The 25,619-nt window shown below is 66.4% G+C and carries 13 protein-coding genes and 1 tRNA gene; 6 read left to right on the forward strand and 8 right to left on the reverse strand.

All coding sequences use genetic code 11. The features are described 5' to 3' along the window. Positions 1 to 36: 36 nt before the first annotated feature. From GFS60_RS05035 to GFS60_RS05050, 4 genes are all read left to right on the forward strand, one after another. On the forward strand, positions 37 to 840 hold the full coding sequence (locus GFS60_RS05035; RefSeq protein ID WP_109326929.1) for an alpha/beta fold hydrolase: 804 nt from the start codon (positions 37 to 39) through the stop codon (positions 838 to 840). Between the two features lie 158 nt (positions 841 to 998). Then, positions 999 to 17,744 carry a non-ribosomal peptide synthetase gene (locus tag GFS60_RS05040; RefSeq protein ID WP_159926883.1) on the forward strand — a complete coding sequence of 5,582 codons (16,746 nt, stop codon included), beginning with the start codon at positions 999 to 1,001 and terminating at the stop codon, positions 17,742 to 17,744. Positions 17,745 to 17,904: 160 nt separating this feature from the next. Next, positions 17,905 to 19,251: a lysine N(6)-hydroxylase/L-ornithine N(5)-oxygenase family protein gene (locus tag GFS60_RS05045; RefSeq protein WP_159919327.1), complete on the forward strand. Its 1,347-nt coding sequence runs from the start codon at positions 17,905 to 17,907 to the stop codon at positions 19,249 to 19,251. Continuing rightward, the gene (locus tag GFS60_RS05050) at positions 19,248 to 19,499 is read left to right on the forward strand and encodes an MbtH family protein (protein WP_109326935.1); all 252 of its coding nucleotides are present in this window, start codon (positions 19,248 to 19,250) and stop codon (positions 19,497 to 19,499) included. Before GFS60_RS05045 ends, GFS60_RS05050 begins: the two co-directional genes overlap by 4 nt. A gap of 90 nt (positions 19,500 to 19,589) precedes the next feature. On the opposite strand, the gene GFS60_RS05055 is transcribed toward GFS60_RS05050, so the two are convergent. After that, positions 19,590 to 21,023, reverse strand: coding sequence for a threonine/serine ThrE exporter family protein (locus GFS60_RS05055; RefSeq protein WP_159926885.1), 1,434 nt, complete (start codon positions 21,021 to 21,023; stop codon positions 19,590 to 19,592). Between the two features lie 22 nt (positions 21,024 to 21,045). Further along, positions 21,046 to 21,426 (reverse strand): nuclear transport factor 2 family protein, encoded by a 381-nt coding sequence (locus tag GFS60_RS05060; RefSeq protein ID WP_109326936.1) that lies wholly within the window; start codon positions 21,424 to 21,426, stop codon positions 21,046 to 21,048. A 72-nt stretch (positions 21,427 to 21,498) separates the two neighbouring features. Here GFS60_RS05060 and GFS60_RS05065 point away from each other — a divergent pair. Further along, a tRNA-Thr gene (locus tag GFS60_RS05065) sits at positions 21,499 to 21,570 on the forward strand. Between the two features lie 45 nt (positions 21,571 to 21,615). Here the strand turns inward: GFS60_RS05065 and GFS60_RS05070 are convergent. The 4 genes from GFS60_RS05070 to GFS60_RS38545 form a co-directional block, all read right to left on the reverse strand. Continuing rightward, positions 21,616 to 21,774: a hypothetical protein gene (locus tag GFS60_RS05070; protein ID WP_159919329.1), complete on the reverse strand. Its 159-nt coding sequence runs from the start codon at positions 21,772 to 21,774 to the stop codon at positions 21,616 to 21,618. Between the two features lie 31 nt (positions 21,775 to 21,805). Beyond that, entirely contained in the window at positions 21,806 to 22,708 is a 903-nt protein-coding gene (locus GFS60_RS05075) for a SigB/SigF/SigG family RNA polymerase sigma factor (RefSeq protein WP_236603378.1), read from the reverse strand. Positions 22,709 to 22,799: 91 nt separating this feature from the next. Beyond that, a complete protein-coding gene (locus GFS60_RS05080) occupies positions 22,800 to 22,976 on the reverse strand; it encodes a hypothetical protein (protein ID WP_159919331.1) in 177 nt (58 codons plus the stop codon). A 228-nt stretch (positions 22,977 to 23,204) separates the two neighbouring features. After that, positions 23,205 to 23,348: a hypothetical protein gene (locus tag GFS60_RS38545; protein ID WP_201453506.1), complete on the reverse strand. Its 144-nt coding sequence runs from the start codon at positions 23,346 to 23,348 to the stop codon at positions 23,205 to 23,207. A 490-nt stretch (positions 23,349 to 23,838) separates the two neighbouring features. Between GFS60_RS38545 and GFS60_RS05085 the strand changes: the two genes are divergently transcribed. Next, positions 23,839 to 24,156 carry a MerR family transcriptional regulator gene (locus GFS60_RS05085; protein WP_159926889.1) on the forward strand — a complete coding sequence of 106 codons (318 nt, stop codon included), beginning with the start codon at positions 23,839 to 23,841 and terminating at the stop codon, positions 24,154 to 24,156. Positions 24,157 to 24,204: 48 nt separating this feature from the next. On the opposite strand, the gene GFS60_RS05090 is transcribed toward GFS60_RS05085, so the two are convergent. Both GFS60_RS05090 and GFS60_RS05095 read right to left on the reverse strand, forming a co-directional pair. After that, complete coding sequence (locus GFS60_RS05090) at positions 24,205 to 24,591, reverse strand: hypothetical protein (RefSeq protein WP_159919333.1); 387 nt, start codon at positions 24,589 to 24,591, stop codon at positions 24,205 to 24,207. Positions 24,592 to 24,783: 192 nt separating this feature from the next. Beyond that, complete coding sequence (locus GFS60_RS05095; protein WP_159919335.1) at positions 24,784 to 25,614, reverse strand: SDR family oxidoreductase; 831 nt, start codon at positions 25,612 to 25,614, stop codon at positions 24,784 to 24,786. Positions 25,615 to 25,619 lie beyond the last annotated feature (5 nt).

Below are 25,619 nucleotides of genomic sequence, written 5' to 3' on the forward strand. Positions count from 1 at the left end.
CAATTTGGTGAGACCGCCCTTGGAAGGAAGGCAGACATGACGATCGCCACGATCAACGGAATATCCTTGAACTACCAGGTCAAAGGGTCCGGCGATCTCGTGGTACTCATCATGGGCACCGGCAGTCCGGGACGTGTGTGGGATCTCCACCAGACCCCCGCGCTCGTTGATGCCGGCTATCGTGTCTGCACCTTCGACAACCGCGGCATCGCTCCTTCCGCCGAGAGCGTGGAGGGCATCACGATGGATGACCTCGTTGCGGACACCGCGGCACTGATCGAACACCTCGGCGGCGGGCCCGCACGAGTTGTCGGCACCTCGATGGGTGCCCGGGTCGCTCAGGAACTCGCGTTGTCGCGCCCGGACCTCGTCTACAAGGCCGCCTTCCTCGCCGGTCATGCCCGTATGGACTACTTCCAGCAGACGCTCACCGAGGGTGAGCGCGCGCTGCACGACAGCGGCGTCGAGCTTCCGGCCAAGTACCGGGCGGCGGTCACCGCGGTGATGAATCTGTCTCCGGCCTCGCTCGTCGACCCGCACACCGCAAGGGATTGGCTCGACCTCTTCGAGTTCAGTGGCGGCCGGACGTCCGCCGGTGTGCGCGCCCAGATGGAGATGGACCGCACGTTCGACCGCCGGCAGGCGTACCGGGCGATTACCACACCGTGTCTGTCGGTCGGGTTTGCCGACGACCGGATGATCCCGCCGTATCTCTCTCGTGAGGTCGCCGAGTCCATCCCGTCGGCTCGCTACTACGAGATCCCAGATGTCGGGCACTATGGTTACCTCGAGCAGCCCGAGGTCATCAACAAAGTTCTGCTGGAGTTCCTCGCGGACTGAGCGTTCCGGTCGACGTAGGGGTTGAGCCCCCGGCGTTACAGTGATATTTGGCACCTGTGGAGAAACCGGGAATCGGTTGTTGCTGGTGGGTAGCCTAACCTAAACTCCTTCGGGTGCTGGTCGTGCGACGAGCACTCTCGACGGACGATCGGATCACCATGTCACCGGACCACTCGGCGGCTGCCCAGGCTCAATTCCTCTCTGCAGAGAGCGCGCACACGTCTGCTTCTACGCCGACCGCGCTGCCCCTCACTGCCGCGCAGTCCGAGGTCTGGGTGGGGCAGGAGTTGCACCCGGGCAGCCCGGTGTACAACCTGTCGCTGGTCGTCGAGGTCGCTGGTCCGATCGATCTGAACCGCACGATCGCCGCTGTCCGGAAGACGGTCGAACGTGCCGAGGCGCTGCACGTGCGTTTCGAGCGGGGAGACGACGACGAACTCCTGCAGGTGCCCACGCCCCCCGACAACTGGTCCTTGGACGTCGTCGACCTGCGCGCCGACGAGGATCCGGAGTCCAGTGCGCATGCCTGGATGGACCGTGACATGCAGACCGTGGTCGCTGTCGGGGGCGAGGAGCCCTTGTTCCATCACGCCCTGCTGCGCACCGGCGACGAATCGTTGATCTGGTACCAGCGCTATCACCACAGCATCATCGACGGCTATGGCATCACCCTGCTGGTAGGTGACGTCGTCGAGCGTTACGACGACCCCGACCTCGAGACCGCCGCAGGCCCCTGGCCCCTCGACTCGCTGCTTGCCGCCGATCGCGAGTACCGCGGTTCTGCGCGCTTCGCAGCCGATCGCGAATTCTGGCTGCAGCAGGTGATCGACGCACCGGAACCCCCGCGGTTGCTCCCTCTTGTCGACGACCGGTCGGAAGCACCGATTTCGGCGGTAGTCGAGATCGACGGGGAGGACGCCGACGGCCTTTACGCCTTTGCAGCCGACGCCGGCATTCGCCGCACGCGACTGCCTCTCGCGATCGTGGTGGCCTATGTCCACCGGATCACCGGCAGGCGCGACCTCACGTTGTCGCTGCCGATGGCGGCGCGGGTCGGGCGCGACATGCGCCGGGTGCCCGGGATGGCCTCCACCATCCTGCCGTTGCGGATTCAGGTCGATTCCGGCATGACTGTGGGCGCGCTGGCCCGGCGGATCGACACGACACTCGTCTCGGTGCTGCGGCACGGCCGTTACCGCGGTGAAGATTTAGCCCGTGACCTGCGATCGCTCGACCCGGACCGGCAGATTTTCGGACCAGGTATCAATTCGATGATGTTCGAGCATTCGCTCACCTTCGGCGGGTTCCCGGCGTGGGTGCGGAGTTCGGCCACTGGACCGGTATCGGACCTCGACTTCTCCATTCGCGGAGGACAGGATTCGGAAGCCATCGAGATCGATCTACGGGCGCCCTACGGCCTGGATGCCGAACTCGAGGAACACCGTCGCCGGCTCGAACACTTCGTCGGCCAGTTCGTCGCCGAACCTTCCGCGACCATCGCCACTCTCGACCCGTTGACCGAGGCCGAACGTCACCAACTGCTGACGGACTTCAACGACTCTGGGCGCGCACAGGAGTCGGCGACGATCCCCGAACTGTTCCAGGAGCAGGTGCGACGCAGCCCGGACGCGGAGGCGCTGGTCGCCGGCGAGATCCGCCTCACCTACCGCGAGCTCGGTGAACGGGTGGCTCAGCTCGCCCAGCACCTGCGGCTTCGCGGCGTGGGATCCGAAGACGTTGTGGCCGTGGGTTTGCCGCGCTCGGCCGAGATGGTGGTCGGGCTCCTGGCCGTGGTGTGCGCGGGCGGCGCCTTCGTTCCCCTCGACCCGTCGTGGCCGCAGGAGCGTCGCGTTGCCGTACTCGAGGACGCGCGGGCGAGCCTCGTCCTCACCGGACCCGGCGGGGTGGCGGACGCCGGTGGCAGCGCTGTCCCGGTCGACCTGGCGGACTGGGCGTACGCGGGCTACTCCACCGACCTGCCCGCTCTCACCGTGCAGGGTGCCCGACTGGCGTACGTCATCTTCACCTCGGGATCGACAGGCAGGCCCAAAGGTGCGATGATTCGCCACGACGCGGTGTGCGCCCGCTTGCTGTGGCAGCGTGACGAAATTCTGCATTTCGGAACCGGGGACGCGTCGTTGTTCAAGGCCCCCTTGTCTTTCGACATCTCGGTCAACGAAATTCTGCTACCACTGGTGTCGGGTGGGCGGCTGGTGGTGGCCGAGCACGGCGGGGAGCGCGACCCCCAGTACCTGCTCGACCTCATCGCGTGGGAGTCGGTGACGTTCGTCTACCTCGTCTCCTCGATGCTCGACGTACTTCTCGACCTGTCGCGGGGCACGGACCGGTTGTCGGTACTGAAGCATGTGTGGTGTGGCGGTGAGGTTCTCACACCGGAACTGTTCGAACGTTTCCGCGCTCAGTTGTCGACGACGCTGTATCACGGTTACGGTCCGGCGGAAGCGACCATCGGTGTGTCACACGTCGTGTACCGGGAAGACGCCGCACGGATCGCGACGTCGATCGGCTGCCCCAACCCCGGCACCCAACTCTATGTCCTGGACGGCCACCTGAACCCGGTACCGCTCGGCGCGAGTGGTGAGCTCTACGCGGGCGGATTCCTGCTCGGACGCGGGTATGTCGGTGCGTCGGCGCTGACGGCGGCTCGTTTCGTCGCCAATCCCTTCGCCGCCGACGGTTCACGCGTCTATCGCACCGGTGACCTGGCCCGGTGGACCCCCGACGGTTCGCTCGACTTTCTCGGCCGCGCCGATAATCAGGTGAAGATCCGGGGGATGCGCCTCGAACTCGAGGATGTGGAGGCGGGACTCGTCGCGCATCCCGCGGTGCGGCACAGCGCCGTGGTGGTGCGGGAGACGCCGACCGGCGCCAAGTATCTCGCCGCCTACCTCGTGCCCGATTCCGGTTCGGCACTGGACGTTTCCGAACTGCGGACGTGGGCGTCGTCGAGACTGCCCGAGTACATGGTGCCGTCGGCTTTCGTGATTCTCGACCGGTTTCCGCTCACGGCCAACGGTAAACTGGATCGGCGGGCCCTGCCGGAACCCGATTTCGGCGCGGCGGGGAACAAGGTCGCCCCGCGTACCGCCGTCGAGGAAACGTTGTGCGCGTTGATGGCCGGAGTCCTCGGAGTGGAGTCGATCGGGGTCACCGATGACTTCTTCGCCCTCGGCGGCGACAGTATCGTCGCCATCTCGTTGGTGAACCATGCCCGCAGGGAAGGGTTGTCGATCAGTCCGCGCGAGGTGTTCCAGCTCCGCACCGCCGAAGCGCTCGCCCGGGCCGAGGTCGGGCGCGAGATGGCAGCGGTCGACACGGAGGACATCGCGTTCGGCGCTGTGGCCGGCACTCCGATTCTCGCCCGCATCAGTGAGGCGGGAGACCAGATCGCCCGGTTCCACCAGTCGGTGCTGGTGCAAACCCCGCCCGAATTCGGCGAACAGCGTGCGCGCGAAGCGCTCTCCGCCGTCCTCGAGCGGCACGACGCCCTGCGAGCACGGTTGGTTCGCGGGAAGCGGTGGACACTGTCGGTGCCGCACTGGGATCCCTCCTCGGCATCCGACGTGCTGCGCGTCGTCGAGGTCGAGGGCAGCATGGAAGAGCTCCTTTCCGAGCGGCTCGACGGCGAAACCGCGGCAGCGCTCGACCGGCTCGATCCTGACGGCGGCGCGATGCTGCAGGCCGTCCTCTTCCGGGTGGCCTCCGGTCCGGGCAGGCTGCTTCTGATCGGCCACCACCTGGTAGTGGACGGCGTCTCCTGGCGCATCATTCTCGAAGACTTGGCACAGGCGGGCGCTGCTCTCATCTCCGGTGCCGAGCCCGCCCTAGCGCCCGTCGGCACGTCGTTACGCAGGTGGTCTGCGCTGCTCGAAGAGCGCGCGCACACAGGATCTTTCGATGCCGAACTGCCGTTCTGGAAGGCAGTGACGTCGACTCCCGAACCGATGCTCGGATCCCGTGCACTCGACCCCGCGGTCGATCTGGCCGGTCAGGCCGAAACTCTCACGGTCACGCTGGCGCCCGAGTTCACGCGCCCACTGCTGTCGGCTGTTCCCGCAGCGTTCTCCGGATCCGTCAACGACGTGCTGCTCACCGCGTTCGCCGTGGCTGCCGCGAGGTGGCGGGCCGCTCGTCGAGCGGAGGCCGCGCCGGGTCCGGTCCTGCTCGATCTCGAAGGGCACGGACGCGAAGAAGACCTGGTGCGCGCGCCCGGCGGACCGGCGGTCGATCTGTCTCGGACCGTCGGCTGGTTCACCACGGTGTATCCCGTGGCGATCGACGCCGGAGCGGCAGACGGCGACGAGGCGCTGGCGTCGGCGCTGAAGGCCGTCAAGGAGCAGCTGCGCAGCATCCCGGGAGCCGGTTTCGGTTACGGCGCACTGCGTTACCTCGGTGACTCGGTGCCGGACGTCGAGCACGCGCCGACCCCTCAGGTGCTCTTCAACTACCTCGGCCGAGTCGCGGCCGGGGGAGACGTCGACTGGTTGCCTCAGGCGATGGGCGGCGCCGACGACCCACGCATGCCGCTCGGGCACGTCCTGACTTTGAACGTGATTGCCGAAGACGGCGGGGACGGGCCGGTGCTGAGCACCTCCTTCACCTGGGCGCCCGGAATTCTCGGGAGGGACGACGTCGAGGCGCTCGCCGAGGAGTGGACCACGGCGTTGTCGGCCGTAGCCGGCATCGAACGCCTGGGCGGGCCCACACCGTCGGACTTCCCGCTGGTCGGATTGACGCAGCAGGACGTCGACGCGTTGTCGGGGCCGTCCGATGTGCTCCCGCTGACGCCGTTGCAGGAGGGAATCTACTTCCAGTCTGCGTTCGAGGACACGAGTTCGGACCCCTACGTGGTGCAACAGGTCATCGAGCTGAGCGGCCCCGTCGACCCCGGCGCACTGCACCGGGCCTTGCAGACCGTGGTCGATCGGCACGCTGCACTGCGCACCGGAATCTCGTCCGTGTCGGACGGCCGGATCGTGCAGGTGATCCGCGACGGTGTCCGGGTACCGATGGACGTGCTGGACCTCACCGAAGTCGCGAACCCGTCCCAGCGGATCGAGGAGGTGCTGGCCGCGGATCGCACTCGCGGCTTCGCCTTCGACCGGCCGCCGCTGCTGCGCTACACCCTCGCCCGACTGGAGTCGGAGAAGTACCTTCTGCTGCAGTCGATCCACCACGTGATCGCCGACGGGTGGTCGGTGCCGGTGATGCTGCGGGAGATGCTGGCCCTCTACAGCACGTCGGGTACACCGCCGGTGCTGCCGGCACCCACCCCGTACCGCAGCTACCTCGAATGGCTGGATGCGCGGGACCGGAACGCGTCCCTCGAGGTGTGGCGAGAGGCGCTCAGGGACCTACCGGAGCCGGTGGAGTTGCCCCGCACCGCGTCTCCGATCGAGTCCGGCATTCGCAGCGTGCAGGTGGCGCTGCCGGCCGCGGATACCGACGCACTCGTGGCCGTCGGCCGGGCCCGCGGACTGACCCTGAGCACGCTCGTCCACGGCACCTGGGGACTTGTCGTTGGCCGGCTCACCGGCACGGACGACGTGGTGTTCGGATCCACGGTGTCCGGGCGCGGCGGCGACCTGCCCGGAATCGAATCCATGGTGGGGTTGTTCATCAACACCGTCCCGGCGCGACTACGGTATCGGCCCACCGAGACGGTGGCCGAGGCGCTCACGCGATGGCAGGACGAGCAATCGGCGTTGCTCGACCACCAGCATGTCGGACTGGCCGAACTGCGCCGCGATGCCGGCTTGCACACCATGTTCGAGACACTCGTCGTCTTCGAGAATTACCCGCTGGGTGACGGCGCTGCCACCGACCCGTCCGGCTCCGTACACCTGACGAACGTGCGTTTCGACGAGCACCCGCCGTACCCGATGACGCTGATCGTCGTGCCCGGTGACACGGTGGCCCTTGAGCTGAAATACGATGCCTCACGCATTGATTCGGCGACGGCTGAGCGTTTCGCCGAATCGATGGTGGCTTATCTTCGCGAGGTCACTCGCGACGCCGACCAAGCCGTGTCGAGTGTGGCTCTGGCTTCACGTCGACCGGTCCACTCGGCCGTGCCCGATGCGCGTCCGGCGTTCTCCGACACGACACTCACCGCTCTTCTCGCGGAGCAGGCGGCCCGAACACCCGACGCGGTGGCCGTCGTGTTCGAGGACGAACAACTTACCTATGCCGAATTGCATTTACGGGCCAACCGTCTCGCGCGGCTGCTGATCGAGCGTGGTGTCTACCCGGGGTCCAGGGTGGCCGTGGCGTTGCCACGTTCACTCGACCTGATGGTGTCGCTGCTGGCGATCGGCAAGGCGGGCGGAGCCTATCTGCCGCTCGACACCGGCTACCCCGCAGAGCGATTGGCGTACATGCTGGAGGACGCGTACCCGGTGTGCGTGGTCACCGACGGCGGATCCGCCGCTCTCGTCACCGACGCCGGCGTTCCCCAGGTGCGCGTCAGCGAAGCGGACGACTACTCGTCGGCACCGCTGCCCGAGACGGGCTCGCCGGGCCATCCCGCGTACGTGATCTACACGTCCGGTTCGACCGGTTGGCCCAAGGGCGTCGTCGTGCCGCACGCCGGCATCGTCAACCGACTGCTGTGGATGCAGTCGTTCCGGCCGATCACCCCGTCGGACAGGGTGCTTCAGAAGACTCCGGCCAGCTTCGACGTCTCGGTGCCCGAACTCTTCGGCCCTCTCCTCGCGGGCGCTACCGTCGTACTCGCGCGGCCGGACGGACACAAGGATCCGGGCTACCTCGCGGATGTCATCGTCGAAAAGTCGGTAACCAGAGCGCATTTCGTCCCCTCGATGCTCGAGGCGTTTCTCGCCGAGCCTGCCGCGGCCGGGTGCACCGGGCTGCGGATCATCGCCTGCAGCGGTGAGGCGTTGCCCGTGGCGTCGGCACGGCGGGTGGCCGAGGTGCTGCCGGGCGTGGAAGTCGACAACCTGTACGGGCCGACCGAGGCATCCGTGGAGGTGAGCTACGCGGCGTCGGTGCAGAACATCGACGCTGCAGCGCCGTCGGTGCCGATCGGCTTCCCGACGTCGAACACCGGCTTGTACGTCCTGGATCGGTACCTGCATACGGTGCCGCCGGGTGCCTCGGGAGAGCTTTATCTGTCGGGACCGCAGGTGGCCGACGGATACCTCGGCAGGGCAGCGCTGAGTGCGGAGCGGTTCGTCGCCGACCCGTTCTCACCCTCCGGTACTCGCATGTACCGCACCGGCGATATCGCACGGATCAATGCCGACGGAGCCGTCGAGTATGTCGGCCGAGTGGACGATCAGGTGAAGCTGCGGGGCTTCCGAATCGAGCTCGGCGAAATCGAGGCGCACCTGTCGGCCTGTCCCGGAGTGCGGCAGGCGGCCGCCGTCGTCCGTTCGGACCGGCCGGGCAGGCAGCAGTTGGTGGGCTACCTCGTGGGTGACATCGACCTCGACGACGTTCGTGCCCGGCTCAGTTCCGCTCTGCCCGAGTACATGGTTCCCGTCCTCTTCGTCATCCTCGACGCGTTCCCGCTCACCCCGAGCGGCAAACTGGATCGCACCTCTCTCCCCGCGCCCGCCCTCTCGGCTCCGGCCGCGTCGGCACACGCCGGCGGCAACGACACCGCAGAAATGCTCGCCGCCCGTTTCGCCGAAGTCCTCGGGCTCGACGTGGTCGGGGTGGACGACGACTTCTTCATGCTCGGTGGAGACAGCATCCTGGCCATCCGGCTCGTCAATCTCGCACGGCGGGAGGGGTTGACGATCACCCCACGCCAGATCTTCGAGCAGCGGACACCGGCTGCCCTCGCGAGGCTCGCCAGTGACACGCCGGCCGCCGTGGCCGAGGCCGCAGTGCCGATCGAGTCGGGGACGGGGGCACTGTTGCCGCTTCCCGTCGTTCACCGGCTGTCCGAGTGGAGCGGAGAGAAAGACCGCTTCAACCAGGCCGTTCTCCTGCTCACACCGGCCGGCACCAGCAGCGACGTGCTCACTTCCGCGCTGCGCTCGGTGATCGCCCATCACGACGGGCTTCGCCAGCACTTGACCCGGCATGCGCCCGGAGTCTGGTCACTCGAGATCGCGGAGACGGCGGAGGCGTCGATCCGCCGGGTCGACGCGACCGGACTCGACGACAAGGCACTGCGTCAGCTGGTGGCCGCGGAATCCGACGCCGCCACCGACCGGCTCGACCCGGACAGCGGGATCATGGTGTCGGCCGTCTGGTTCGACGCGGGACCGGACGAGCTCGGCAGGCTTCTGCTCGTCGCCCATCACCTGGTCGTCGACGGGGTGTCCTGGCGAATCCTCGTCGAAGACCTCGCCATGGCCTGGGTGGCCGCCGACAGCGGACAGGCCGCGGCACTCGATCCGGTGCCCACATCGCTGCGGACGTTCTCGCGCATCGTCACGGAACAGGCGCACGCGCCGACACGTCTCGCCGAACTCGACCACTGGCTCGAGGTCACCGAACCGGGCGCCGACCTCGTCCCCGGTGTCTCCGGTACCGCGGTCGTGAGCAGTGGCGCTCGTCGCACCGTGCGCCTGGACTCCGCGCTGACGAACGCGCTGCTGACCACCGTTCCCGCAGCGGTCGGCGCTGACGTCACGGACGTGCTGGTCGCCGCACTGCGGCTGGCCGTCGACCGGTGGCGCGCAGCGAGCGAACGCAGCCAGGACCTCTTGGTGGACCTCGAACGGCATGGCCGCGAGGAACTGGTTCCGGGACTCGACCTCTCGCGCACGGTCGGCTGGCTGACCAACGTCGCCCCGGTGCGGTTGCCCAGCGCGGTCGGCCCACTCGACACACTGAAGGCGGTCAAGGAACAGCTGCGTGCGGCGCCCGACGGCGGCATCGGATACGGCATGTTGCGGTATCTCAACGCACGGACCGCTCGACTCCTCGGGTCGCGGTCCGAGTCCCAGGTGTTGTTCAACTACCTGGGCCGGATGCCACACGCGGTGTCCGGGCCGTGGACCCCGGCGGCCGAATCCGATTCCCTCCGCACGGACCCCGATGCCGATTTCGGCGCGCCCTACCGATTGGTGATCAACTCGCTCTGCGAAGACGGCGAACAGGGTTCGCAGCTGCACGCCGTCTTCGCCTGGTCGGGAGAAGACCTGAGCGAGGACGACGCGATCGCGCTCAGCGAGGGCTGGGCGTCGGCTCTCGGCGAGTTAGCGGAGTCGGTATCCGAACATCGGGGGCCGGCGCTTCTGACCCCGTCGGATCTGCCGCTGGTGCGCCTGACCCAGGATGAGATCGACCGCATCGCGGCGACCTGCCCTACGGGCGTGGAGACGGTGCTCCCGTTGTCACCACTTCAGGAAGGGTTGTACTTCCAGGCAGGGTTCGCGGCAGGTTCGGACATCTACACGGCGCAGTTCTCGCTCGATTTCGCGCACCGACTGGACCCCGACCGCCTTGCCGCTGCGCTGCGCACCTTGCAACGACGCAATCCCACGCTCCGGGCGGGATTCGTCAGTGACGGGCTCTCGGCTCCGGTGCAATTCGTCAGCGCCGGGCTCGACGTGCCGATCACCGAATACGATCTTCGGGATCTGGGTGACGCCGAACGGGCCGACTACGCCGAGCAATTGGCCGCCCGCGACCGTCTGACGCCGTTCGATCTGACGGCTCCGCCGCTGTGGCGCGTGATGGTTCTCCATCTCACCGACGACCACGACCGATTGGTGGTCAACCGGCAGTTCCTGCTGTGGGACGGCTGGTCCAACGGCCTGGTGGTGAGTCAACTTCTCGCCCTCTACGATTCGGCGGGTGACGACTCGAGCTTCGGTTCCCCGGAGGGGACCTTCGAGGACTACCTGACCTGGCTGGCCGCACAGGACCCGGACGCAGCACAGGCGGCATGGACGGAAGCCCTCCGCGGACTCGAAGAACCCACCCTGGTGGCCGCGGCAGCCGTGGACGCCCCACAGCCGCCCCAACGCCGGGACGCCGTGCTCGATGCGGACCTCAGCGAGCGACTTCGTGCCGCCGCCCGCGGTGCCGGTGTCACCTTCAACGCCGTGCTCAATGCCGCTCTGGCCGTCGTACTCGGCATCGAAACGGGAAGAGCAGACCTGGTATTCGGCACCACGGTGGCCGGCCGGCCCCCCGAGGTGCCGGGCCTCGATGCCGTCGCCGGCATGTTCCTCAACACGGTCCCGGTCCGCATGACCTTGCGTCCCGGCGAGACCGCCACCGAGCTGCTGCGCCGGGCGCAGTCCGAGCGGCTGGCGCTGACCCCGTACGACTATCTCGGTCTTGCCTCCATTCAGCGGGTCTCGGACCACCGGCAGCTCTTCGACGTGCTGTATGTGCTGCAGAACTTCGTCGATGAGAAGCAGGTGTCGGCGCTCAACGCCGCCCACGACATCAGCGGCGGCGACAGCATCGACCACACCCACTACCCGCTGACCGTCGTCGTGACGCCGGGCGCCAGCGTGAAGGTGAAGTTCGAATTCCATCCCCATCGCGTGTCGCAGTCGCGGGTGGAAGCCATGCTGGCCCGCTTCGTGGACCTGCTCGCACAGTGGTCCACCGACATGTCCGGGATGGTGGGCGGTATTCCCGGTGCGGCCACGGTCACCCCGCCGGCGAGCAGAGCGTTGCCCGACGCGACCATCGCCGACCTGTTCGCGGACGCCGCCAGGCAGCGCCCGTACCACTCGGCTCTCGTCTTCGGGGACCGCACGGTGACGTATGCGGAACTCGACGCCGACATCAACCGCATGTCGCGGCTCCTGCTCGATCACGGCGCCGGCCCCGAGAAGATTGTCGCGCTGGCACTTCCGCGGTCGGTGGAGATGGTCGTGGCGTTGTTCGCCGTGCTGCGCACCGGATCCGCCTACCTGCCGCTCGAACTGGACCACCCCGCCGAACGCCTGGTGGGCATGCTCGACGATGCACGCCCGGTCACCCTGGTGACCACCGCCGAGGTCGCGGGCACGCTGGCCGGGGCCCACGTCGACGTCCTCTCGGTCGACACCGCACTTCTCGACACCGTGTCTTCGGAGCCGCTGTCCGATGACGAACTCGGAAGTTTCGTGCCGGGGACGCCAGGGCGGCTGGACCATCCGGCGTACGTCATCTACACGTCAGGGTCGACAGGCAAGCCGAAGGGTGTGGTCACCCCGTACCGCGGTCTGACCAACATGCAGTTCAACCACCGGGAGGCGATCTTCGAACCGGTGGTGAGCGCCGCGGGAGGCCGGCGTCTGCGCATCGCCCACACCGTGTCGTTCGCATTCGACATGTCGTGGGAGGAACTGCTGTGGCTCGTCGAAGGCCACGAGGTCCACATCTGCGACGAGAACCTCCGCCGCGATGCCGAAGCCCTGGTGTCCTACTGCGACACCCATCGGATCGACGTCGTCAACGTCACGCCCACGTACGCGCAACACCTGATCGAGGAGGGATTGCTCGACGACGGTGACGGACGCCATCGGCCACCTCTGGTGCTGCTCGGCGGCGAGGCCGTGTCGGATTCGGTCTGGAACCGTCTGCGGGACACCGAGGGAACGTGCGGTTACAACCTGTATGGCCCCACCGAGTACACGATCAACACCCTCGGGGCAGGCACCGGCGACAGCGTCACTCCGACAGTCGGAACTCCCATCTGGAACACCTCGGCGTATGTACTGGACGCCTGGCTGCGTCCCGTCCCGGACGGTGTTCCCGGTGAGCTGTACGTCTCCGGTGTCGGGCTGGCGCGCGGCTACCTCGACCGGTTCGCGTTGACGGCGGAGCGGTTCGTCGCCGATCCGTTCGGCACATCCGTACGTATGTATCGGACGGGTGATCTGGTCCGTCGCCGTGAGGACGGGAATCTCGACTTCCTCGGCCGCACGGACGATCAGGTGAAGATCCGCGGCCACCGGGTGGAACTCGGCGAAATCGCGTCGGCGCTCGAAGCGTTGGACGACGTGCGCCAGGCCGCCGTGGTCGTCGATACCGGCCCGGGTGGTTTCAAGCGGCTCGTGGGCTACACCGTCCCCGTGAGTACTTATCAACCGCGGGATGTTAATAAGTACTCACGGGCGCTGCGCGCAACCCTGCCGGACTACATGGTTCCGGCCGCGGTCATCGAGGTCGAGTCGTTGCCGATGACCGTCAACGGCAAACTCGACGTCAAGGCGCTCCCGTCTGCGGAGGAGGTGCTCGGCGTCCACGCCGGTGCACGCACCGAACCGCGGGACACCACCGAACGGGTGCTGTCCGACCTGTTCGGTGACATCCTCGGAGTTCCGGCTCCGGGTGTCGACGACAACTTCTTCGACCTCGGCGGGCACTCGCTGCTGGCCACTCGCCTGATCAGCCGGGCCCGGGCCGCCCTCGACACGGACCTCGTCATGCGTGACCTGTTCGAGGCGCCCACCGTCGCCGAACTGGCCGACCGCATCCGGGGCAACACGGGGTCGACGCGTCCCGTGCTGACCGTGAGACCGCGCCCCCGGAATCTCCCGCTTTCGGCTGCGCAACAACGTTTGTGGCTTCTGCAGCAGATGGACCCGGATTCGGCGGCCTACAACTTCCCGATCGTGCTGCGACTGCGGGACGGGCTCGAGCCCGAATTGCTGGCGCAGGCACTGGCCGACGTGGTGGCGAGGCACGAATCGCTCCGCACCGTGTTCGGGCAGCACGACGGCGAACCGGTGCAGGTGATCCTCGACGACGTGCGACCCGACGTCAGCGTGGTGGACGGCACGGATGCCGATCTCGTCCGACTGGTAGGTGACACGGTCGGTCGCCCGTTCGATCTGGCGACGGAGATCCCGATCCGAGCGGCCCTGATCCGGATCGGTGACGAGCAGGTGCTTGCGATCGTGTTGCACCACATCGCCACCGACGAATGGTCCGACCGGCCGTTCCTCCGGGACCTGATGACGGCCTATGCCTCCCGGGCGCAGAATTCGGCACCGGCATGGGAACCGCTCGACGTGCAATACGCCGATTACACCCTGTGGCAACGGGAAATGCTCGGCGATCCGCAGGACCCGTCGAGCCTGGTGAGCCGTCAACTCGACTACTGGGCGAAGACTCTCGACGGGGCACCCGAAGAATTGGTGCTCCCCGCCGACCGCACTCGCCCGGCGCGACCGAGCTTTTCGGGTGGTGCCGTCGAAACGGTGCTGGACGCCGCCACCACGCGCTCGCTCCGTACCTTGGCGCGCGCCACCGGCACGACCATGTTCATGGTGATGCACGCGGCATCCGCGGCGTTGCTGCACAGGCTCGGTGCGGGGGACGACCTGCCGATCGGGGCACCCGTCGCGGGAAGAAGCGAGCAGGGTCTCGACGACTTGATCGGGTTCTTCGTCAACACCGTCGTGTTGCGGACGGACGTGTCCGGCAATCCGACGTTCGACGAGTTGCTGAGTCGAGTCCGTGGCATCGACCTGGCTGCGTTCGCGCACTCGGACGTGCCGTTCGAGGCGGTCGTGGAGAAGGTCAATCCCGGCCGCACCCTCGCCCGGAATCCGCTGTTCCAGGTGATGGTCGGCTACCACAGCCGAACGGCGGATGCTGCTCTCGCACCCGGACTTTCGGTAACTCCGGTGCAGTTCGAGGAGCGCACCGCCAAGTTCGACCTGGTGTTCAACTACACCGAGTACCTCGACGAGGACCGGGTGGAACTGCGTCTCGAGTACGGCAGCGACCTGTTCGACCGCGACACCGCGGCGAAGATCGCACGTCGACTGATCTCCGTGTTCGATACAGTCGCAGTGCAGTCGGACCTTCCGGTCGGTGATCTCGACGTATTCCTCGACGACGAACGAGAACTGGTGGTGCGTGGGTTCAACGACACCGCGCTGCCCGTGCCGGAGGAAACGTTCTACGAGGCGTTCGCACGCCACGTGGATGCCGCTCCACACGCCGTCGCTGTAGTCGACGAGCACGGTCAGGCATCCTATGCGGAATTGAGTGCACGCGCCGACCGCATTGCAGCACTGCTGGATCGTCGCGGGGTGTCGGTCGAGGGCGTTGTCGGACTGGCTGTTCCGCGGTCGGTGGACATGGTGGCCGTGGTTCTCGCCGCACTGAAGCTGGGTGCCGCCTATCTGCCGCTGGACCTGAACCATCCGTCCGACCGCATCTCGTACATGCTTTCCGACTCCGGCGCGCAGGTACTCGTGACGACCATCTCGGAGAGCCCGCGCATCGCGGAGGTAGACGGACTGAGCCGCGTACTCCTCGACGACGCATCGATTCTTGCCGAACTCGTCACCGCGCACGGCGAAGAGCTGCCGGGTCCGCCGCGAGGTGTGGACCACGCCGCGTACGTCATCTACACGTCGGGTTCCACCGGAAAACCGAAGGGCGCGATCCTCACCCACGACGGCATCCCCAGCCTGGTGGCCACGGCGCAGGAGCGGATGCGACTGGTGCCCGGTTCGGTGGTCATGCAGTTCGCGTCGATCGGCTTCGACGTGGCGGTCTTCGAGCTGTCGATGGCCCTGTGCACGGGTTCACGTCTGGTCATCGTCCCGGACGACGCCAGGGTGGCAGGACCCGAACTCACCGACTTCATGGCCGAGCACGCGGTGACGCACGCGATCATCCCGCCGTCCCTGCTGGCGGCGCTTCCCGCAGGGTGCGTCGTCCCCGAGGGATGCACGGTGCTGGTGGGCACGGAGACGGTGCCGCCCGAGCTGATCGGCCGATGGGCGGAGAGGCTCAATCTCCTCGCCGCGTACGGGCTCACCGAGGCCACCGTCAACAACACTCTGTGGCAGGCCGAACCGGGCTGGACCTCGGCCGTGCCGATCGGCATCCCCGACCCCAATGAGCAGGCGTACGTGCTCGACGACCGCCTGCAGCCGGTCCCGCCCGGGGTGGCGGGGGAGTTGTACATCGCCGGGCGTGGGCTCGCACGTGGGTATCTGGGCCGGCCCGACCTCACCGCGGCACGCTTCGTGGTTTCGCCTTTCGGCGCCGCGGGTTCGCGGATGTACCGGACGGGTGACCGGGCTCGTTGGCGGGCAGACGGCAACATCGAGTTCCTCGGGCGTGTCGACGATCAGGTGAAGATTCGTGGATTCCGCATCGAACTCGGCGAGATCATCGCAGCGCTCGGGAGTCATCCGGGTGTCAAGCAGGCTGCTGTGGTGGCAGACAGGGAGGGCGACATCGTCCGGCTCGTCGGCTACGTGACCCCGTCGGAGGATCCCCTGTCCGACGCCGTGGACCCACGGGCCGTGCGCGAGCATGCGGCCACACGACTACCCGACTACATGGTGCCCACCCTCGTCGTGGTGCTCGACGGCGATCTGCCGTTGACGCCGAACGGAAAGCTCGACCGCAAGGCGCTTCCTCTGCCGGACTGGTCCGCGTTGACGGGGGACGGTACCCCCCAGACGCCGGAGCAGAAGGAGATCGCCGGGGCGTTCGCGGAGATACTGCACCTGCCGTCGGTGGGAATTCACGACAACTTCTTCGACCTCGGTGGAAACTCGATGGCGTCGATGCGGTTGGTGGGCAGGATTCGTCAGCGATTCGGCGTCGACATCGGCATCCGCGACATCTTCGACCGGTCCACCGTGGCCGAACTCTCGGCGATCGTGATCGCCGCCGGCGGAAGCGGGAGGCCGGTGCTCGCACCGGCGGACCCACGCCCGGACGTGGTGCCGTTGTCCGGTCCGCAACGCCGGTTCTGGAACCAGTTCCGCGCGGCCGGAAGCGACGCGACGGCCAGTCATGCACTGTCGCTGCAACTCCGCGGGACGGTCGATCCGGTGATCCTGGCGCAGGCGTTGGGCGATGTCGCGTCCCGTCACGAACCGTTGCGCACCGTGTATGTGGAGATCGACGGCACCGTGATTGCGCAGGAAGCGGTTCCGCCGACGCTCGACGTGGTCGACGTCGGCGACGGTGACGTGCATCGCACGGTCTTCGCCCTGGCCCAGAAGCCGATGGACCTCACCGAGGAGTCGCCGCTCCGTGCCCATCTCGTCGGCGGCGCGGACGGAACGCAGGCCCTGCTCCTCGCGATGCACTACATCGCGGTGGACGAGTGGTCGGTGGTGCCGCTGCTCGGGGATCTGCTGGGGGCGTACGCCTCGCGTTCGGACGGCAGTGCCCCGGAGTGGGAACCGCTGCCGGTGAGTTACCCCGACTACGTCGTGTGGTCGCGGTCGCTTCTGGGCGACCCGGCGGACCCGGGCAGCCGGCACGCCCGACAGCTCGCGTACTGGCGGGAGCGGCTGGCCGGACTACCGGCGCAGTTGGAGTTGCCTCGCCCGGTTTCGCAGTCCGCGCCGCGAGCGGAGGTCGTGCCCGTGGAGATCGATGCGGATCTGCACGCCGCGATCGATGCGCTGGCGAGCCGTACCGGAACCAGTCTCTTCATGGTGTTGCAGGCGGCGCTCGCGACCGTCCTGACGCGGCACGGTGCCGGTACGGACATTCCCATGGGTTCTCTGGTCGCGGGACGCCCGGAGGAGGCACTGGACCACCTGATCGGCTGCTTCTTCAACATCGTTGTGCTGCGGACGGACACGAGTGGAGAACCGGATTTCACGGAGCTGTTGCGGCGTATCCGTGCGAACAACCTCGATGCCCTGGACAATCAGGACATCGCCTTCGCCGAGGTCGTCGAGGCCCTCGGCGAAGGCGACGCGAGGGTGATGCGTCCGCAGATCATGCTGGTGCATCACGAGCAGGCACGCCTGTCGCATCTCGGTGCGTTGGACGGGTTGATGCCGGTGCCGGTCGGAGTGCCGGATGCGGACCTGACACTGAGCTTTTACGAGCCCGTCGGAGAGGGGGCGGTGCACGCCTACTTCTCCTTCTCCTCGGCAGTGCTGGAGTTCGACACCGTGGCGAGGTGGGCCGCGGAGTTGACCGCGCTCGTGGCGAACTGGAGCGGGGAGGTGGCATGACTTCACGTGATCCGGATCGCAGAGTCGGTGCCGAGATGGCTGTCCCGGAGGGGCTTTCTTCTTGGTACTGTGCTCGAAATAAGGATAGGCTTCACTACCTTCTAGGGCAGACGGCAGCTGGGTCGGGTGCGACGCGGCGTCGAGGACGGGACAGCGTGCTATGAACGAATCGCCGGAAATGGTCGATACGGATCTCCCAGTGCGAGATGTCGTGGGTGTCGGGTTCGGACCTGCGAATCTCGCACTGGCGATTGCCATCGAGGAACACAACGCGAACTGCGCGCCGGGGGAGCAGATCAGCGCGCAGTTCCTGGAGAAGCAGGACCGTTTCGGGTGGCATCCCGGAATGCTGCTCGACGGGGCGACGATGCAGATCGCTTTCCCCAAGGACCTCGTCACATTCCGCAACCCGCGCAGCGCGTACACCTTCTTCAACTACCTCTTCGAGCGCGGCCGTCTCGTCGATTTCGTCAACCACCAGACGTTCTTTCCCACCCGGCACGAATTTCATGACTACCTGCAGTGGGCTGCCGGGCGTGTCGGCGCGGACGTCCGGTACGGCACGGCGGTGGAATCGGTGCGAGGAATCCGCAACAGCGAGGGAATGATCGACCGTTTCGAGGTCCGGGCGTCGGACGGCACAGCGGTGATCGCCCGCAACGTCGTGATGGGTGCGGGTCTGCGCGAGCGTATTCCGGAGTGGGCCACGCCCTCCATGCGATGCTTCCACAATCATCAGTTCCTGTTCCGCATCGGTGAGTTGCCCACCCTCGCCCACCAGCGATTCGCCGTTCTGGGGGCCGGCCAGAGTGCTGCCGAAATTGTGCAGTACCTGCACGCCAACTACCCCGAAGCCGAAGTCCACAGCGTCTTCTCGCGGTACGGCTACAGCCCGGCGGACGACAGTCCTTACGCCAACCGAATCTTCGACCCGGAGGCCGTGGACGATTTGCACGGCGCACCCGAGGTCGAGCGCCTGCGGCTGCTCGATGTCCATCGCAGCACCAACTATTCGGTGGTGGACATCGAACTCATCAACGAGTTGTATGCCAAGGAGTACCAGGAGCGGGTTCGTGGTCGCCGCCGCCTCTTCATGCGCCGCGCCTCCGAGATCGTCTCCGTCGAGGAAGGTTCGGACGGCATCGATGTGGCGGTACGCAGCGCCGTCGACGGCCTCACGGACACACTCGCCTGTGATGCGTTGATTCTTGCCACCGGGTTCACTCCGGCGCCTCTCGAACCGCTCCTCGGCGAACTCGCACCGGCTGTGCACCCGCCGCGTGAGGTGGGGCGCGATTATCGGCTGGCGGTTTCGCCGGACGTCGCAGCGGGAATCTACCTTCAGGGCGGCACGGAGAAAACGCACGGAATCACGTCGTCGCTCCTGTCGAACGTTGCCGTGCGGGCGGGAGAGATCTTGACATCTGTCGTAACACGGCGTGGCCGGATCGGCACGCTTGCTAGTGTGAACGCACAGGACACGTATGCGACAAGCGAGGCGAGATGAGCACCAATCCATTCGATGACGAAGAAGGCCGCTTCTACGTGCTGGTGAACGACGAAGAGCAGCACTCTCTGTGGCCGACGTTCTCTGAGGTGCCGGCGGGCTGGCGTGTGGTTTTCGGCGAAGAGAGCCGCGCAGCATGCCTCGAGTACGTGGAGAAGAACTGGACGGACATGCGGCCGAAAAGCCTGCGTGAGGCCATGGAGGCCGACGAGAAGTCGGGTGGTCGTCACAGCGTCGACAAGAGCTGACCTGCTCGGAGCTGCACTGCGGTGACAGCTCACCGAGTCACAACCGTTCGATCCGCCCCGGTTGGGACGGATCGAACGGTTCCGTGTCTTTCAGGCCGCCCTGGGCGTTTCCACGGGCTTCCGCCGCCTCGTCTTGATGACGGGGCGGCGGATGTTCTCTGTGTACCGCAGGATGCGCGGCCGTCGGAGGGTCCTGGCCAGCCATTCGCCGAGTGTGACGCCCGCCGCGAGTGCGCAGCCGATACCGAAGGCGGCGAGCAGTGAGCTCAGTCCGATCACTACCTCGTTGTTGAGCAGTGCATACAGCCCTCGATACAGCGAGAGGCCCGGCAGCAGTGGGGTGATGCCGGCCACGGCGACCACCAGAGGCGGGGTGAGCGCTCGGCGAGCCATGAGACCACCGGCAAAACCGACCACTGTCGCCGCGAGTGCGGAGCCGATGATGGGCCCCACTCCGAACTGATGCGCCACCATGTAGACCAGCGACCCGGCCGCGCCGCCCATCCAGGCCGCCGTCAGCGCACGCTGCTCGGCGTAGCAGGCGAGTGCGTAGAACATCGATGCGAACGCGCCCGACATGACCAGCACGGGCAGCTGGGTGAGTTCGTCGATCTCCACGTTGACCGGCGGAAGCGTGGAACCGAACAACCCGGTGACCCGTAGGGAGATGGCCACACCGGCGATGATGCCGCCGGTCATCATGACTACTTCGAAGAATCGGGCCGCCGCGGTGATGGGTGCCCCCGTGATGGCGTCCTGGACGGAGCCGACCAGTGACAATCCGGACAACAGCACCACCACGCCGGCCGCAATGATCTGCGACGGTCGAACTTCGACCCCCAGCTGATCCTGGAACGTATAGAGCGTGGCGGCCGGGGTAGCGGCCACCAGACCGCCCGCCACCTGCTGGAAGAAGAACGGCAGCCCCACCCGGTTGAGGACGCGGTTGACCCGGTAGATCACCATCGTCGTGAGGAAGGCGACCGACGCCACCAGCACCCCACCACCCATCAACACGGAGATGGATGCTGCCATCGACGACCACGCCAACGTCGCGATCCACCGGTTGTAGGGGTGCGGCGCCGTGGTGACAGCGGTCAGTGCCTCGTGGGCCTCACTTGGAGTGACGGCCTCGCGGCGGATACGCCGAGTGAGGCGGTCGACCGCGGCGAGGCGGGTGAAGTCCATGGAGCGGTAGTGCACGATCCGCATCGTGCTCGCGGGGGGAAGTGTGGGCCCGCGGTAGGCGGAGAGGACGATCGAGTTGTAGGTGACGTCCACGTCACACTGCGCGAGGCCGTAGGTCGCCGCGATGAACTGCACCTGTTCGGCGGTGTCCATCGCGCCCGTCCCCGAAGCGAGCAGAACTTCACCGACCCGGACGGCGAGGTCGAGAACCTCGGCAACCACCGCGTCATCGGTGAGGTCGATCGGCTGGAGTGGTGTCGGCGCCGCCGTCACCGTGTCGACGGTGGCCCGGCGGTCGCCGGTCAAACGCTGGAGCGTGTCTGTGAGCTTTGCCATACCCTCTGTGAGCTTCGCCATACTACGTGTCTGAGACACGATCCTTCTCGGTCAAATCGGTTGCTTTCAACGCTGCATCGAGTGTCTCGTGGCGGAAAGTGGAGATGACCTGATCGTGGACTACTCGGAACGCGGACGCCACAATACTCGTCTCCTCGGGTGCGGTCGCCCACGTGGCCTGCTGTTCGACGACGATGACGCCGTCGTAGTAATACATTCGCTTCGGGATCAGCGTGATGTTCGCGGTCGACGCCCATTCCCGCAGCGGCGTCAGGCCCTGGGTCGCACCCTTCGGTCCACCCATCTCGATGTCGTCACTCGACAGCGACAGCAACGTGTCGATGTCGCCGGAGTTGAGGGCGTCGTGCCAAGCAAGGACAGTGGCGATCTCCGAGGTACTCATGGCATCAACGCTATCCAATATGGCCGGAGGACGACGGCGTTCTCCTTATGGATATGATGGGCGCGCGTGTCCGCCTCCTTAGCTCAGTGGTAGAGCACTCGCCTTGTAAGCGAGCGGTCGTCAGTTCAATCCTGACAGGAGGCTCAAATACCGATCCTCGTGCCGAGTGCGGCACGAGGATCGGGGCCTTTACGGAATGAACGTGTCCCTCAGCAGGGCGGCGGGGTCAGCGCTTTCCCCGGAGTCCGCCGTCGACCCACGGTCGGGGCGGCTCGCGGTGTCGGTGAGGTCCTCGCGCCGACCACGTGCCCGGGCCCGTCCCCTGACCTTGTCGAGAAAATTGACCATAGGCACTCCTTTCATGCTGACGACACTTGCATCATTCGAGCTTGGTTCGCAGATCCTTCAGTGTCTTGGCCAGCAGTCGCGAGATCTGCATCTGCGATACGCCCACCCGCGCGGCGATCTGTGACTGCGTCATGTTCCCGAAGAAGCGCAGCACGAGCACGGTGCGCTCGAGGTCGGGCAGCGCGTCCAGCAGCGGTTGGACGGTCACGTGATCTTCGACGCGGGACAACGCCGGATCGATATCACCGAGCGTCTCCGACAACGGCCTTTCGTCGTCGGTGAGCGGGTAGTCGACCGACAGGGTGCTGTAGGCGTTGGCTACGCGCAGTCCCTCCAAGACCTCGCTCTTGTCGATGTCGAGCGCCTTCGCCAGTTCGCTTGCGGTAGGCGCCCGACCGAGCGTGGTGGTCAGTTGTTTGGTGGCTCCCGTGAGGGCGAGGTGAAGCTCCTGCATGCTGCGCGGCACGCGCATGGCCCATCCGGTATCCCGGAAGTGGCGGCGCACCTCGCCGGTGATGGTCGGGACCGCGAAGGAAACGAAGTTCGCTCCGTAGCTTGCATCGAATCGGTCGACGGCCTTGACGAGACCGAGCCGCGCGACCTGGATCAGGTCGTCCAGCGGTTCTCCGCGTTCGTGGAATCGGCGGGCGATGTGTTCGGCCAGCGGGAGGCATCGTTCGATCAGCCTCTCGCGTAGCACTTCCCGGCGTGGATCAGAGGCGTCGAGCTGAGCGATGGCTTCGCATTGTGCGGGTACGTCACGGTACTGATCGCGGGCGCGGTGGGTGGTGTCCGGTGTACGCGCGGGGCGAGGATTCGGCGGGACATCGACGGAGAGCTGTGTCCGGGGCAACTTCCGGCACGTCGTAGAGGAGATCGGGGTGGTGCGGCGGAGCTCGCGGGGTGCTTCGGCGAGCGGGATGGACATGGTCATGTACTCAGCCCTTCTCTGACCGGCCGGTATCAGCGGGAGCGCTGATGGTGTCGGCAAAAAGTCTTCGTTGCGGTGGAGCGGCGGTGCGGCCCTAGTCGACGAGTGCCGGGGAGTGGTCGACGTCCCGGGCCGCAAACATGGCCTCGATGCGTGCCTTGATCTCCTCGGTGCTCATCGCGCTCGCGCTCCGCCCGGCGGCGAGTCGAGTGGGGGCGGAATACGACGAAGCAGTGGGCATGATCATGGCGTCCTGTCCTGTGGTCTGCATTGTTCTCATTCTCGAGCGGATTGGTGGGTAGCAGCGAAAAGGCCGGCGACCCCGAGGAGGGCTGTGCTGACCAACGCAGCAAGGGGAATCGAACCGGTCGCCGCGGCCGTGAACCCGGCAATGACCGACACTCCGATTACGCATTGGATGGCGACGGAGACGATCACGGACGGTCGCGTTATCACCCTGGTCTCTCTTTCGACGGGATGCGAGTTGCTTCGAGTCGGGTCAGGTCGGAAGCGAATCGAGGACGGCGAGGGTGCTGAGGGCGAGCGTCGCGAGGAGGCCACTGACGATCGCTCCTCCGCTGCCCGCTCGAAGGACCAGAACCTCTCCGTCGTCGGGGGTCGCGTTCGTATGTCGGCTGGCCATCGTTTTCTCCTTTCCTCGCGCCCGGCAGTCTGTCGTGCGATGCCCGCTCGATGTCTGACCGAGAACTAATCTGCGTTGGTGAAGATAGATTTTGTTGTACAGCGCTGAAACCAGAAGTTCAAGCGAGCCGATCAAGAATTTTGTTCGTCGAGCGCCTCGGTATCTGCCGGAGGAGGGCTCGTCGGAGCGAGGTGCGCACGGTCGAATAGCGCGCTTACCTGCGTTTTATCGGCGAGATTGGGCGGTGCGGAACGTGCGCCCAGTGCAGAGATGAGTCGAGCGAAAAGTGGGATTCGGAGTAGCGATTGCGGCGAGAGTGTGGGTCGTGAAGTTGTGTGGCATCGCGATCGTGACGAAGATTGTCGATGGGCTCCTCCACCGAGGGTCCATCTCGACCGAATTTGTACCCCCCGCGTCACATTGTGTCTGTCGATCCTTGATAGGATTGGTATTCCCTGAGAAGAAGGGAGATCCGGTGACGTCCTCTCAGATGCCACCTCGTTCGAAGCGAGGTGTCTACGGGATCTCGGTGACGTCGGAGCTGACGGGCATCGGGCCCCAGACTCTGCGGTTGTACGAACGGCGCGGATTGATCACGCCGACTCGGACCGGCGGCGGCACGCGGCGGTACAGCGAAGACGACATTGCGCGCCTCGACAAGATCACCGAACTCGTCGCCGACGGGGTCAATCTGATCGGTATCCGCCAGATCCTCGAACTGGAAGCGCAGAACGCGCTGTTGGCGGCGCGAAACGCCGAATTGGAACAGGCAGTCGAATCTCAGAACTCGCCCCACGCGGGGGTGTGAACACGCGTCACCCGCACGGCAGCTGCCGGCGGGTGACTTCTCGTCACGTCAGCTTGCGGTCTGATCGTCGTTCGTCGGGTTGAATTCGTCGAACGAGGCATCCGCAGCTTGCCATTTGCCGCTGGCACGAATGTCCGCGAACGCGATGTCGAAAGCGTCGACCAGCCATGAATGCTCCGCGACCGCCAGCACTTCGTCGGCGGTGCCGTCGGCCGTGCCCTGGTGGAGGCTCACCTTCCACAGAGCGGCGGCGTCGGTCTGGTCGACCAATCCGTCGGTGCCGTTCGATGCCAGCAGGTAGCGGTTGTACTCGAAATCGACGCGAATTGCGTAGCCTGCGCCGGTGTTGACGACGTTTGCCGGGCGCTGAGTTGCCGCAGCGAGCGCGGTGAGTGCGTCGCGGTAACGTTCGGCGTGTTCCTGAGTGCGGGGCACCGTTCTCTCGTCTCTGGCGCAGAGGCCGTGACACTCCCGGTCACGACACCTTCACGAACCTCTGCTTCCAGGCAAAGGTTCGTGTCGGTTCGCACCAAAGATTACGGCACTGGTTTCCCGGCCTGTCGCAGCCGGTCGGTCGATTGCCGACCCGTCGAGCGCGGCGAAGCTTCCTCGCAGGGTCCTGTCCCGTCAGTCGAGGAAGAGATCGAGCTGGGGAGCATCCCCGCCGCCGTAGCGGGACAGGTCCGAGACGCCCGACTCCGCGAGCACGTCCGCATCGATGTAGCAGTGTCCGCTGGTCTCCCTCGCAGGCCGGGACACAATCTCGACTGCTGCGTCGGCCATGATCTCCGGACTGCGCGACGAGGAGAGCATCGACGTGCCGTCTTCCATGTTCGCCACCGCGGAGGTGGCGATGTAGGTCTGTGGCCACAGGCAGTTCGCTGCGATCCCGGCGTCGGCATATTCGGCCGCCCAGCCGAGCGACAGCAAGCTCATCCCATACTTCGACAACGTGTACGACGGGTGGGCGCCGAGCCAGCGCGGGTTCAGGTTCACCGGAGGCGAGATGGTGAGCACATGCGGGTTGGGGGAGCTCCGAAGATAGGGAAGGCAGGCGCGGGTCAGCAGGAACGTCCCGCGGCAATTGATGTCCTGCATGAGGTCGTATTTCTTGGCTGACAGTTCCTCGGTTCCCTCGAGCGCGATGGCGCTGGCGTTGTTCACGCAGATGTCGATGCCACCGAACCGCTCCACCGCGGTGTCGGCGGCGCGCTGCACATCCTCCTCGCGGCGGACGTCACCGACCACGGCGACTGCTTTGCCGCCGACGGCCTCGATATCCGCGACGGCGGTGTGGACCGTCCCTTGAAGGCGCGGGTGCGGCTCCGCCGTCTTGGCCAGCACAACCACGTTTGCGCCCTGCTTGGCCGCGGCGATCGCGATCGCCAGGCCGATCCCGCGGCTACCGCCGGAAACGATCATGGTCCGGTCACTGAGTGCGTTCTGCTGGCTGGACATCGTTC

Source organism: Rhodococcus sp. WAY2 (assembly GCF_009859915.1).
Taxonomy (GTDB): domain Bacteria; phylum Actinomycetota; class Actinomycetes; order Mycobacteriales; family Mycobacteriaceae; genus Rhodococcus_F; species Rhodococcus_F oxybenzonivorans.

Coding starts and splice junctions, on each gene's coding strand:
- GFS60_RS05035 (WP_109326929.1), top strand. CDS start 37: ATGACGATCGCCACGATCAACGGAATATCCTTGAACTACCAGGTCAAA.
- GFS60_RS05040 (WP_159926883.1), top strand. CDS start 999: ATGTCACCGGACCACTCGGCGGCTGCCCAGGCTCAATTCCTCTCTGCA.
- GFS60_RS05045 (WP_159919327.1), top strand. CDS start 17,905: ATGAACGAATCGCCGGAAATGGTCGATACGGATCTCCCAGTGCGAGAT.
- GFS60_RS05050 (WP_109326935.1), top strand. CDS start 19,248: ATGAGCACCAATCCATTCGATGACGAAGAAGGCCGCTTCTACGTGCTG.
- GFS60_RS05055 (WP_159926885.1), bottom strand. CDS start 21,023: ATGGCAAAGCTCACAGACACGCTCCAGCGTTTGACCGGCGACCGCCGG.
- GFS60_RS05060 (WP_109326936.1), bottom strand. CDS start 21,426: ATGAGTACCTCGGAGATCGCCACTGTCCTTGCTTGGCACGACGCCCTC.
- GFS60_RS05070 (WP_159919329.1), bottom strand. CDS start 21,774: ATGGTCAATTTTCTCGACAAGGTCAGGGGACGGGCCCGGGCACGTGGT.
- GFS60_RS05075 (WP_236603378.1), bottom strand. CDS start 22,708: ATGACCATGTCCATCCCGCTCGCCGAAGCACCCCGCGAGCTCCGCCGC.
- GFS60_RS05080 (WP_159919331.1), bottom strand. CDS start 22,976: ATGCAGACCACAGGACAGGACGCCATGATCATGCCCACTGCTTCGTCG.
- GFS60_RS38545 (WP_201453506.1), bottom strand. CDS start 23,348: ATGGCCAGCCGACATACGAACGCGACCCCCGACGACGGAGAGGTTCTG.
- GFS60_RS05085 (WP_159926889.1), top strand. CDS start 23,839: ATGCCACCTCGTTCGAAGCGAGGTGTCTACGGGATCTCGGTGACGTCG.
- GFS60_RS05095 (WP_159919335.1), bottom strand. CDS start 25,614: ATGTCCAGCCAGCAGAACGCACTCAGTGACCGGACCATGATCGTTTCC.